Origin of the sequence: Streptomyces sp. NPDC048415 (assembly GCF_040651675.1) — a bacterium.
Lineage (GTDB): Bacteria > Actinomycetota > Actinomycetes > Streptomycetales > Streptomycetaceae > Streptomyces.
In genome coordinates this window covers 1-11,771 of the sequence record NZ_JBEZKJ010000155.1, presented here as the reverse complement: position 1 = coordinate 11,771, position 11,771 = coordinate 1, and the positions used below count along the sequence as shown (strand labels likewise).

Genomic DNA, 11,771 nt, shown 5'->3' with positions numbered 1-11,771 from the left:
TTCGTCGCGCCCCTGCACCACCCGCCGGGCGGCACCGTGCCGCCGCCGGGCCCCGCGCCGTACGCACAGCCCCCCGGGCAGCCCGGACCGCCGCCCGGATACGGCCAGCAGGCTCCGACCGCGCCCCCCGGGTACGGTCAGCAGCCTCAGTACGGGCAGGTCCCGGGCCAGTACCCGGGTCAGCCCGGCGCGCCCTCCCCGTACGGCGCTCCCCAAGGGGCCCCGCAGGGAGGTGCCGGGGTGGCCGCAGCGCTCGGAGCCTTCAAGGAGACGCCCACCGGCCAGCGGTGGACCCAGCAGAACAAGAAGCTCATCCGCGTCGACCTCGGTATCGGCGGCCAGCCCGTGCTGGCCCGTCAGGGCAGCATGGTGCTCTACCAGGGCAAGGTCGACTTCAGCTACAAGGGCGCGGGCTTCGCCGGGCGGATCGTGGGCAACGCGACCGGCCAGGAGATGCAGCTGATGCGCTGTACCGGCCAGGGCCAGGTGTTTCTCGCCGAGAACGCCACCCATGTGCACCCCGTCGAGCTCCAGGGCGACGCGATCTGTGTCTCCGCGGAGAACGTGCTCGCCTTCGACGAGTCGCTCCAGTACGAGGTTCGCCGGATCGAGGGGCACGGCATCCCCGGCGGCGCGCTGTTCACGATGCAGTTCCAGGGGACGGGCACGATCGTCGTGAAGACGCACGGTGCCCCCGTCGTGCTGCCTGTGACGCCCACGACGTTCGCCGACTGCAACGCCGTCGTCGCGTGGTCCGCGGCCGCACAGGTGATCGTCTCCAGCCAGGTGCGGATGCGCCGGAACGCCTACCCGGGTGACACCGGAGAGAGCGTGAACCTCCAGTTCCGCGCCGCGCCCGGCAATTTCATCGTCGTCCAGCCGTACGAGGTCTGAGGGAGCCCGTCATGAACCAGCCACTCGCGGGCTTCGCCCCGGCACCCGTCGCCGCCCGCATGGAGAACCACGGCAATCACATGCTGAAGGTCGCCATGCAGACCGGAAACGACCTCCTCGCGCGCGTGGGGTCGATGGTCGCCTACGAAGGGTTCGTCCAGTACGAGCCCAACCCGCCCGCCGTACGCCAGATCGCACGCGACTGGGTCACCGGCGAGGGCGCGCCGCTGATGAAGTGCTCCGGCGACGGCCTGCTCTACCTCGCCGACTACGGGGCGAACGTCGTCGTCATCAACCTCAACGGGGACGCGATCTCCGTCAACGCCACCAACCTGCTCGCCTTCGACGCCCACCTCACGTGGGGCGTCGAGCGGGTGAAGGGGCTCGCCAAGTTCGCCGGGCAGGGTCTGTGGAACACCAAGATCTCCGGCCAGGGCTGGGTCGCGCTGACCTCCCGGGGCAAGCCGATCGTCGTCGACTGCGGCGGTGGTGAGGACGAGACGTACGTCGACCCGGACGCGCTCGTCGCCTGGTCCCCGAACCTCAAGGTGAAGGGCAAGCGCAGCTTCAAGGCGCAGGCGCTGATCGGGCGCGGCAGCGGCGAGGCGTACCAGATGGCGTTCTCCGGGCAGGGGATCGTCGTCGTGCAGCCCAGCGAGGACAGCACCGACCGCCTCCGAGTCCGGGGCTGAGGGGGAGCAACACACCATGCAGAGCCCGCTTTTCGGCTACAACGAACAGCAGACCCAGGAGCGCTACAGCCTGCAGAACTCGCAGATGCTGCGCGTCGTCCTGGAGGGCCACGACGACATCCTCGCCCGCAAGGGCACCATGGTCGCGTACCAGGGGCTCGTCGAGTTCGACGCCGAGTACCAGAACAACAGCCAGCACCGCGCGCGTGCGTACACCGGTGAGGGCCTCGACCTGATGCGCTGTCATGGGCAGGGGACGGTCTACCTGGCCAACCTCGCTCAGCATGTGCACGTCGTGGACGTCGACCAGGACGGCCTCACCGTCGACAGCAGCTACGTGCTGGCGATGGACTCCGGGCTGCACCACGAGGTCATCGCCGTGGACAGCCAGTACGGCATTTCCGGCTCCGGCAAGTACCAGCTCAACATCACGGGGCGCGGCAAGGTCGCGCTGATGACCTCCGGGATGCCGCTGATGATGCAGGTCACGCCCGATCGGTACGTCAACTGCGACGCCGACGCGATCGTCGCGTGGTCCACGAGCCTGCGCGTGCAGATGCAGGCCCAGACCCACTCCTCCGGAGTGTGGCGGCGGCGCGGCAACACCAGTGAGGGCTGGGAGCTCAGCTTCATGGGCCAGGGCTACGCGCTCGTCCAGCCCAGCGAGCTGCTGCCGCCGCAGAACGCCGTCATCGGCCAGGGCCTGCGCGCCCAGTACGGCATGGGCCAGCACGGAGCCCATGCGCAGAACCAGGGCAACGTCTGGAGCTAGCGTCCAGGACGCAAACGTAAGGGGCGACCGCTAATGGCGCTCGCCCCTTACACATTCGGTCGCACTCACCCCTTCACAGCCGGGCGCGGGTCGCCTCCACGAGTCGTACGACCGAATCGTCGGCCACGTCCGCGACCTCGTCGTACGTGAACCAGCGCAGGTCCAGTGACTCGTCGCTGATCGCGGCCTGAGCGCCCTCGGGGGCGAGCGCCGCGTACTGCACATCCAGGTGCTGGGTGCAGGGGCCCGGGATGGGATGCCGGTCCAGGCGGACGGGGCCGCCCGGCAGCAGCGTCAAGCCCGGGATCCCCGATTCCTCCGTCGCCTCACGCAAGGCCGCGGCCGCCAGCGTCACGTCGTCCGGCTCGCAGTGCCCGCCCATCTGCAACCACATCTGGAGCTTGCGGTGCAGGGTCAGCAGGACGCGGCCGTGCGGCGGGTCGATCACCAGGGCGCTCGCCGTGACGTGCCCGGACGGGCAGGACTTCCAGGTGCCGTCCGGGTGCTCGCAGAGATGGTCCAGATAGGCCTGTCGCAGCTCTTCCTGGTCCTCGTAGCTCTTCAGTACGAGGACCGCGTCGTCGTGAAGGCTCACTCGGTGTCGTCGCCCTTGTCGTCGCCCTTGTCGTCGTCCTTGGGGGCGTCGTCCTTCTTCAGGTTCGGTTTCTCGCCGGAGCCGCCCGCCGCCTCGCCGAGCATCTTGTCGAGCTCGGAGAAGTCCAGTTGCTCGCGGTGCACGAAGCCGTCCGGGTCGTCCAGGTCGGACGCGGTCGGCAGCATGTCCGGGTGGGCCCACAGGCCGTCACGGCCGTCGACACCGCGCGCGTCGGTCAGTGAGGCCCACAGGCGCGAGGCGTCCCGCAGTCGGCGCGGGCGCAGCTCCAGACCGATCAGCGTGGCGAACGTCTGCTCGGCGGGACCGCCCGTGGCACGGCGGCGGCGCAGCGTCTCGCGCAGCGCGTCCGCGGACGACAGACGCGGTTTGGCGGCCGCGTGCACCACCGCGTCCACCCAGCCCTCGACGAGCGCGAGCGCCGTCTCCAGGCGGGCCAGTGCGGCCTTCTGCTCGGGCGTGTCCTCCGGCTGGAACATGCCCTGCTGAAGCGCCGCCTGCAGCTCTTCCGGGTTCTGTGGGTCGAACTGGCCGACCACGTCCTCCAGCTTGGCCGTGTCCACCTTGATCCCGCGCGCGTACCCCTCGACCGCGCCGAACAGGTGCGAGCGCAGCCACGGGACGTGCGCGAAGAGGCGCTGGTGGGCGGCCTCACGCAGGGCGAGGTAGAGCCGTACCTCCTCCTGGGGGATGCCCAGGTCCTTGCCGAACGACTCGATGTTCAGCGGCAGCAGCGCGGCCTTGCCGGCCGGGCCGAGCGGCAGACCGACGTCGCTCGAGCCGACGACTTCGCCCGCGAGCACGCCCACGGCCTGCCCGATCTGCGAACCGAACATGGCGCCGCCCATGGAGCGCATCATGCCGATGAGCGGGCCAGCCATGGCCTGCATCTCCTCCGGCAGGACATCGCCCATGGCCGCGCCGACACGCTCGGCGACCGGGTCGACGAGCTCCTTCCACACAGGAAGAGTCGCTTCGACCCACTCCGCGCGGCTCCAGGCCACGGCGGAGCCGGCGCCGGACGGCAGGGACGTCGCGTCGTCCAGCCACAGGTCGGCCAGGCGCACGGCCTCCTGGACGGCGGAGCGCTCGGCGGGGCCGACGCTCGCGTCCTTGGTGCCGTCAGGAGTGCCCTGGGAGACCGTCTGGCGGGCGATCTGCTTGGCCATGTCCCAGTTCACCGGGCCGCCCTCGTACGAGAGCATCTGGCCCAGCTGCTGGAACGCGGCGCCCAGGTCATTGGGGTTCAAGGAACCGAACATCGCTGCGAGCGGATTGTCGGCCCCGGGGCCACCGGCTCCGGGCAGCCCGAAACCGAACGGTCCCTGACCACCGCCGCTCTCCTGGTCCTTCTTCTTGCCCTCGTCGCCGTCTTCCGGCTCCTCCGGCGGAAGGCCGAATCCGAATGGGGTGTCACTCACGGGATTCCTCGGCTGGTAAGGCCGCCGGTTCGTTCCGACGGCGGCTGCCCACAACACCACCCAGCGTAGACACACGAGGCCGATCGGGCCTCGGTGCTTCGCCGACTCTCGGCCTGCGGCAGGATGGATGCCACCTGGTATGGACGCTTCACACGCGTCCGTTACTGAAGACAACCGCTGGAGACGCCCGGTGAGTTCCCCAGATCCGCAGGTTCGCGCAGCGCGAAACCTATCAACCAGCCCGGCCTCGCGCGGGCCCGTCGTCGCGGTCACCGGCGCCGCGTCCGGCGTGGGGGCGCTGCTCACCGAGCGGCTCGCCGCCAGCGAGGAGATCAAGCAGGTCATCGCCATCGACGAGCGGCGCGGCGAGTGCGCCGCCGCCCAGTGGCACATCCTGGACGTCCGGGACCCGGCGATCGCCGAGAAACTGCGCGGGGCTGACGTCGTGGTGCATCTCGCGCTCGACCTCGATCTGGAGACGGACGCGGCGGCGCGGACGGCGTACAACGTCCGGGGGACGCAGACCGTGCTCACCGCCGCCGCGGCGGCCGGGGTCCACCGGGTGGTGCTGTGCACCTCCGCGATGGTCTACGGGGCGCTGCCCGACAACGAACTGCCCCTCTCCGAAGACGCCGAACTGCGGGCGACGGCCGAGGCCACCGGGGTGGGTGACCTCCTGGAGATCGAGCGGCTCGCGCGGCGTGCGCCGCGGGCGCATCCGGGACTCAACGTCACGGTGGTGCGGCCCGCCATCCTCGTCGGGGGGACCGACACCGCTCTGACCAGGTATTTCGAGTCGCCTCGGCTGTTGGTGGTAGCGGGGTCCCGGCCCGCCTGGCAGTTCTGCCATGTCGAGGACCTGTGCGGCGCTCTGGAGTACGCCGTCGTCGAGAAGGTGGAGGGTGAGCTGGCCGTCGGGTGCGACGGGTGGCTGGAGCAGGAGGAGGTCGAGGAGCTGAGCGGTATCCGGCGGATGGAGCTGCCGTCCGCGGTCGCCCTCGGCGCGGCGGCCCGGCTTCACCGGATCGGGCTCACTCCTTCGCCCGCCGGGGACCTGGCGTACACGATGTATCCCTGGGTGGTGAGCGGGAGCCGGTTGCATGACGCCGGGTGGCGGCCTCAATGGACCAATGAGGAGGTCCTCGCCGAGCTGCTCGAGGAGGTTGCCGGGCGGCATACGGTGGCCGGGCGGCGGCTGGGGCGCAAGGACGCCACTGCGGCGGGGGCCGCGGGGGCGACGGTGGCTCTGCTGGGTACGGCTGCGCTGGTGCGGCGGGCTCGGAAGGCTCGGCGGCGGATCTGACGCGGTCGCGCGTTTCGGAGGGGCCGCCCGGCGTGGCGCGCCTTTGCACTAGCGGGATTCGCCCCCTTTGCCTCTACCCGTCCCGTACCTGGAGCTGCGCCCCCAGACGCCCCTGTCGCGCTTCGCGCTCGTCCTCAGACGCCGGACGGGCTGTGATCTGTAGGAGGCTCCAAAAGGCCACGCGTGTGTGCCGGGTGAAAACGGTATTTCGGGGTGTCAGTCGGGTGCGGCACGATGGGGGTATGGCACCTACCTTTGACCACCCCGGTGAGCAGGCCGCGCAGGATCCCATCCGGCTGCTCGCGATCCGCGACGAAGCGCTCTCCCTGGACGAGGTCTTCAGGGCCGTGGGAGATGACGCCGCCGGGGGGACCGCGCTGTTCGTGGGGACGGTGCGGAACCACGACGGGGGTGCCGACGTCGATGAGCTGGGGTATTCGTGTCACCCCAGCGCCGAGGCGGAGATGCGCCGGATCGCCGAGAAGGTGGCCGCCGAGTATCCGGTGCGGGCGCTGGCAGCCGTCCATCGCGTCGGTAATCTGGCCGTCGGGGATCTCGCGGTGGTCGTCGCCGTTTCGTGCCCGCATCGGGGTGAGGCGTTCGAGGCCTGTCGCAAGCTCATCGACGACCTGAAGCACGAAGTGCCGATCTGGAAGCACCAGAAGTTCTCGGACGGTTCGCAGGAGTGGGTCGGCGCCTGCTGACAGGCGAGCTCCCTCAGCAGGCGGGAGTGGACCGACAGCCGCCCGGAGCGCGGAGTGGCCTGGCCGTCCTCCGGTTGCGTAACCGGGCCCCTGCCGCGAGCGTTAACACGGCGGATGGTTAATCTGCTGATCAGTCAGTTGCGGTCGCTCATGGGGTTGGGAGGTCGGCATGGCGGCGCTCGCCTGGTTGCTGATTCCGCTGTTGGCCGCGATCGGTGCCGGACTCTGGGGCAGTTGGGCCGGCCGTAATCGAAAGACAGCGGGAGACGGCAGCGAGCTCGCGGGATACACCCGCTTCCGTGAAGCCATGGAGCGGTCCGAGGCCGGGGAGAAGTCCCCCTCCGACGCCCTCTGAGACGCCTCCACGCCCGCGCTGCGGCCGCGTACGGACGGCCCCGACGGTGCTCTGACAGCACCGTCCCGTACTGTCGTTCCATGCCACGCCGCACCGCGACGATGCTCGCCTCCACTCTGATCCTGATCGCGCTCCTGTGCGCGGGAGTGTTCATCAAAGTGCCGTACTCGGAGATGTCACCGGGCCCCACGGTGAACACGCTGGGCGAGCACGACGGCGAGCCCGTGCTGCAGATTTCCGGCCGTAAGACATATCCGACGACCGGAAACCTGAACATGACCACCGTCCGGGTCACCAGCGCCGACTACAACATGAACCTCGTCGAAGCTGTGTACGGCTGGCTCGCGCACGACAACAAGGTCGTGCCGCACGACACGCTCTATCCCGACGGCAAGACCGAGGAGCAGTCGACGCAGGAGAACGCCGAGGAGTTCAACCAGTCCCAGGAGAGCGCCAAGGTCGCCGCCCTGAAGGAGCTGAACATCCCGGTGAAGTCCTGGGTGATCGTCTCCACCGTCCTCAAGGCCTCCCCGGCCGAGGGACGGCTGCACGCCGGAGACGTCATCAAGGCCGTCGACGGTACGACGGTGAAGGCGCCGGACGACGTCGCGAAACTGGTCACCAAGCACAAGCCGGGCGAGAAGGTCGTCTTCACGATCGTGCCCGCCAAGGAGCAGGCCGCCGCCGAGAAGGAGAACAAGACGGCGACCGCGACCAAGGACGTGACCATCACCACGACCAAGTCCGACGACGGCGGTACGAGTCGGGCGATCGTCGGGATCTCGGCCGGAACCGACCACACGTTCCCGTTCCTCATCGACATCAAGCTCGCCGACGTCGGCGGACCCAGCGCGGGACTGATGTTCGCCCTCGGCATCGTGGACAAGCTCACCCCGGGCAGCCTCACCGGCGGCAAGTTCGTCGCGGGCACCGGCACCATCGACGACGACGGCAAGGTCGGCCCGATCGGCGGCATCGAGATGAAGACGGTCGGCGCCCGCGAGAAGGGCGCCCAGTACTTCCTGACGCCCAAGGACAACTGCGCGGCCGCCGCCAAGGACACCCCCGAGGGGCTCACGCTCGTCAAGGTCAACACCATCGACGACGCGATGAGCGCCCTCAAGGACATCAACTCGGGCAAGACGGCCGACCTGCCCAAGTGCCCGGCCCAGTAGTCCTAAGGACTACTCCGCGAACGTCGCCGACAGAGCCTCCGCCAGCCCCGGCACCAGGTTCGACCCGGTGAGCACCTCCGTCGGCGCGTCCTTCTCGCGCAGCCGCAGCGCCGAGTCGCGGGTGCCGTCGCGCAGAACGCCCACCGTCATGCGTACCTCCTGACGGTCCGGGTGCTCGGCGACCCACTTGGCGAGCTTCTTCTCACCGAGTCCCTCCGGGACGGCGGCCTCCGCAGACGGCGGCAGCATCAGCCGCTCCACGGTGAGCGCGCAGCCGACCACGGCGTCCGGCCACGCGATGGTGCCGAGGAACTCGTCCAGCGGCTTGTTCGCAGGGATCTCGTCCTGCTCGATGGGGGTGAGACCGGTGGTCTCCTGCTCGTCCTCCAGGCCGAGCTGGGCGGCGAGGCCGGGTTCCTGGACCCGCAGCCGCGCGGTGTCTACGAGGGCGAAAAGGCGAGCGGGCTGGTCCCAGCCGAGGCCGGAGGCGTACTCGTCGATCTCGAGTACGGCCCGGGTGAGCGGGCTCGCTGCCATGGGAGTGTTGGACATGGTCACAATCCTGCCTCGTTAGTCCCCGGAACCGGGAACCGAGTAAAGCGTGAGTAAGTTGCATAGATGAGGCTCCACGATCACGGAGCCTTACGGACGGTCCACCATCACGGGGACCTGACGGATCAACAGCGACTTCGAGGTGCGCACCTTGGCTTTCCAGATGCCGGACCGCGGCGGAGGCCCGACGGGGCCACGGATCAGAGTGGGCCGGCCGTCCCGGCGTGTCCGGACCCTGCTCATGACGCTGGGCGTGCTGGCCGTGCTGGCCATGGCCTTCGTCATGTTCGCGGGGTTCTGGACGGACTGGCTCTGGTACCGATCGGTTCACTACTCGTCCGTCTTCACGACCACCCTGTGGACCAAGATCGGGCTCTTCTTCGTCTTCGGCCTGCTGATGGCGGCCGCGGTCGGTGTGAACATCGGGCTGGCGCACCGGCTGCGCCCGCCGCTGAGCGCCATGTCCATGGAGCAGCGGAGCCTCGACCGGTACCGGATGGGCATCGCGCCCTACAAGAGGTGGCTGCTGTTCGCCATCACCTCCCTGGTCGGGCTGATCGCCGGCGCGTCCGCCTCGGGCCAGTGGCGTACGTGGCTGATGTGGGTGAACGGAGTGCCCTTCCACCAGAAGGACCCCCAGTTCCACCTCGACGTCGCCTTCTACGCCTTCGACCTGCCCTGGTACCGCTTCCTGCTCGGCTTCGGCTTCGCGGCCGCCGTGCTCTCGCTGATCGCCGCCGCACTCACGCACTACCTGTACGGGGGGCTGCGGATCACCAGCCCGGGGGCGCGCGCCACGGGTGCGGCCACCGGTCATCTCTCCGTGCTCCTCGGCATCTTCGTCGCGCTGAAGGCGGTCGCCTACTGGCTCGACCGGTACGGACTGGCGGTGAAATCCAGCGACTTCAAGGCGACCGGCAACTGGACAGGCCTCAGGTACGTCGACGCGAACGCGTATCTGCCCGCCAAGACGATCCTGTTCTGCATCGCCGTCATCTGCGCCCTGCTCTTCTTCGCCACCCTGTGGCGGCGCACCTGGCAGCTGCCCGTCATCGGCTTCGGCCTGATGGTGCTCTCGGCGATCCTCATCGGCGGCCTCTACCCGGCGATCGTCCAGAAGTTCCAGGTCCAGCCGAACGAGCAGGCCAAGGAAGCGCCGTACGTCGAGAAGAACCTGAAGGCGACCCGGGAGGCGTACGGGATCGACGGCACCGACGTGACGGACTACCCGGGCTCGAGCGACACCAAGGACAAGACCAAGCTCCGCGACGACGCCGACACCGCCGCGAGTGTCCGGCTGATGGACCCGAACATCGTGTCGCCGACCTTCCAGCAGCTCCAGCAGGTACGGAACTACTACGGCTTCCCGTCGAACCTGGACGTCGACCGGTACACCAAGGACGGCAAGGACCAGGACACGGTCCTCGGTCTGCGCGAGCTGAACCTCCAGGGCATTCCGAAGAACAACTGGATCAACGACCACTTCCGTTACACGCACGGATACGGTGTCGTCGCCGCCAAGGGCACCACCGCCGACTCCGAGGGCCGGCCGGTCTTCACCGAGTACGACCTGCCGTCCAAGGGCGATCTGGGTAAATACCAGCAGCAGATCTACTACGGCGAGAAGACCACTCAGTACTCGATCGTCGGCGGTCCCCAGAAGGAGATCGACTACTCCGACGACAGCGGTGAGAAGACCACCAGCTACAAGGGCAAGAGCGGGGTCAGCCTCTCCAGCCCGATCAACCGGGCCGCGTACGCGGCGGCGTTCGGCGAGCCGCAGATCCTGTACTCGGGCGCTATCGGGGAGGGTTCGCGGATCCTCTACAACCGCACCCCCAAGGAGCGGGTCGAGGCCGTGGCCCCCTGGCTGACCATCGACGGTGACGCCTACCCGGCGGTCGTCGACGGAAGGATCCAGTGGATCGTGGATGCATACACGACCACCAACGGCTATCCGTACGCCTCCCGCACCACCCTCGGTGACACCACGGCGGACTCGCTGACGGCGGCCAACAACCAGCGTGCGGTGGTGGCCCAGCAGAACCAGGTCAACTACATCCGCAACTCGGTGAAGGCGACCGTCGACGCGTACAGCGGTGACGTCAAGCTCTACCAGTGGGACACCAAGGATCCGGTCCTGAAGACCTGGATGAAGGCGTTCCCGAACACGGTGAAGTCCAAGAAGTCGATCTCGCCGTCGCTGATGGCTCATCTGCGGTACCCGCAGGACCTGTTCAAGGTCCAGCGCGAACTGCTGACCCGCTATCACGTGAAGGACGCCCAGACCTTCCTCAGCGGCAGTGAGGTGTGGCAGGTCCCGGACGACCCGACCAACAAGTCGGGCAGCGCCGTGCCGCCGTACTACCTGAGCATGAAGCTACCCGGCGACACGTCGCAGGAATTCTCGCTGACGACGACACTGACGCCGAACGGCCGCGACAACCTCAGCGCCTTCATGTCCGTCAACGCCGATGCGGGCACGCCCGATTACGGCAAGATCAGCATCCTGAAACTGCCGACGGGCAAAACCATCGACGGACCCAAACGGGTGCAGAGCCAGTTCAATTCCGAGCCGGCCATCGCCGAGTCGATCAGACTGCTGAGCGGCGGTGACTCCCAAGTCGAGTACGGCAATCTGCTGACGGTTCCGCTCGACGGAGGACTGCTCTACGTCGAGCCCGTCTATGTACGCGGCGGTGGAATCAAGTACCCGCTGCTGCGCAAGGTGCTGGTGACCTACGGAGGCAGCACCGCCTTCGAGAACACGCTCGGTGAGGCGCTCAACAAGGTCTTCGGAGCGGACAGTTCGACCAGCCCGCCGTCCGACGAGGGGACCAGTCCCCCCACATCGAGCAATCCCACGGTCCAAGAGGCGCTCAACGACGCCCAGAAGGCCTTCGACCAGGGCCAGGAAGCCTTGAAGAAGAGCGACTGGAAGGCGTACGGCGAAGCGCAGAAGAATCTTCAGGACGCGCTGAAGCGGGCCGAGGACGCGCAGGCCAAGGCCGGCAAGACCAGTGGCAGCGGCAGTGGCGGCAAGAACAGCGACAAGAGCAGCAGTACTCCGAGCGGCACTGCCAGCAGTAGTCCGAGCAGCAGTCCCAGCAGCAGTCCTGGCGGCGACAAGAGCTCGGGCAGCGGCTGATCAAGGGACCACCCCGCGCCGTGGTACGGTTGCAACACAACGGCGCGGGGTGGAGCAGCTCGGTAGCTCGCTGGGCTGTTGGGGGAGTCCAGGCAGCAATCGGCGGCCCTCAAGGCGCTCTTGGCGGAAATCCGGCAGGGCC

11 protein-coding genes are annotated in these 11,771 nt (G+C 68.5%); 8 read left to right on the top strand and 3 right to left on the bottom strand.

Annotated elements, in window-relative coordinates; genetic code table 11:
* The 3 genes from AB0D27_RS43460 to AB0D27_RS43450 form a co-directional block, all read left to right on the top strand.
* A partial coding sequence (locus AB0D27_RS43460) for an AIM24 family protein (protein WP_362520671.1) occupies positions 1-894 on the top strand: 894 nt, incomplete at its 5' end.
* Positions 895-905: 11 nt separating this feature from the next.
* Entirely contained in the window at positions 906-1,586 is a 681-nt protein-coding gene (locus tag AB0D27_RS43455) for an AIM24 family protein (protein WP_362520669.1), read from the top strand.
* Between the two features lie 16 nt (positions 1,587-1,602).
* Complete coding sequence (locus AB0D27_RS43450) at positions 1,603-2,358, top strand: AIM24 family protein (RefSeq protein WP_362520666.1); 756 nt, start codon at positions 1,603-1,605, stop codon at positions 2,356-2,358.
* 73 nt (positions 2,359-2,431) lie between these two features.
* Here AB0D27_RS43450 and AB0D27_RS43445 read toward each other — a convergent pair whose 3' ends face one another.
* Both AB0D27_RS43445 and AB0D27_RS43440 read right to left on the bottom strand, forming a co-directional pair.
* Positions 2,432-2,953 carry an NUDIX hydrolase gene (locus AB0D27_RS43445; RefSeq protein ID WP_362520663.1) on the bottom strand — a complete coding sequence of 174 codons (522 nt, stop codon included), beginning with the start codon at positions 2,951-2,953 and terminating at the stop codon, positions 2,432-2,434.
* Entirely contained in the window at positions 2,950-4,392 is a 1,443-nt protein-coding gene (locus AB0D27_RS43440; protein WP_362520660.1) for a zinc-dependent metalloprotease, read from the bottom strand. The genes AB0D27_RS43445 and AB0D27_RS43440 overlap by 4 nt, the downstream gene beginning before the upstream one ends.
* Before the next feature lie 190 nt (positions 4,393-4,582).
* Between AB0D27_RS43440 and AB0D27_RS43435 the strand changes: the two genes are divergently transcribed.
* From AB0D27_RS43435 to AB0D27_RS43420, 4 genes are all read left to right on the top strand, one after another.
* Entirely contained in the window at positions 4,583-5,695 is a 1,113-nt protein-coding gene (locus tag AB0D27_RS43435) for an SDR family oxidoreductase (RefSeq protein WP_362520658.1), read from the top strand.
* A 242-nt stretch (positions 5,696-5,937) separates the two neighbouring features.
* A complete protein-coding gene (locus AB0D27_RS43430; RefSeq protein WP_362520655.1) occupies positions 5,938-6,399 on the top strand; it encodes a molybdenum cofactor biosynthesis protein MoaE in 462 nt (153 codons plus the stop codon).
* Between the two features lie 169 nt (positions 6,400-6,568).
* Complete coding sequence (locus AB0D27_RS43425) at positions 6,569-6,754, top strand: hypothetical protein (RefSeq protein WP_362520653.1); 186 nt, start codon at positions 6,569-6,571, stop codon at positions 6,752-6,754.
* A gap of 80 nt (positions 6,755-6,834) precedes the next feature.
* A complete protein-coding gene (locus AB0D27_RS43420; RefSeq protein WP_362520651.1) occupies positions 6,835-7,929 on the top strand; it encodes a PDZ domain-containing protein in 1,095 nt (364 codons plus the stop codon).
* Between the two features lie 9 nt (positions 7,930-7,938).
* On the opposite strand, the gene AB0D27_RS43415 is transcribed toward AB0D27_RS43420, so the two are convergent.
* Positions 7,939-8,481, bottom strand: coding sequence for a PPA1309 family protein (locus AB0D27_RS43415; protein ID WP_362520648.1), 543 nt, complete (start codon positions 8,479-8,481; stop codon positions 7,939-7,941).
* Positions 8,482-8,644: 163 nt separating this feature from the next.
* Between AB0D27_RS43415 and AB0D27_RS43410 the strand changes: the two genes are divergently transcribed.
* Positions 8,645-11,629, top strand: coding sequence for a UPF0182 family protein (locus AB0D27_RS43410; RefSeq protein ID WP_362520673.1), 2,985 nt, complete (start codon positions 8,645-8,647; stop codon positions 11,627-11,629).
* Positions 11,630-11,771 lie beyond the last annotated feature (142 nt).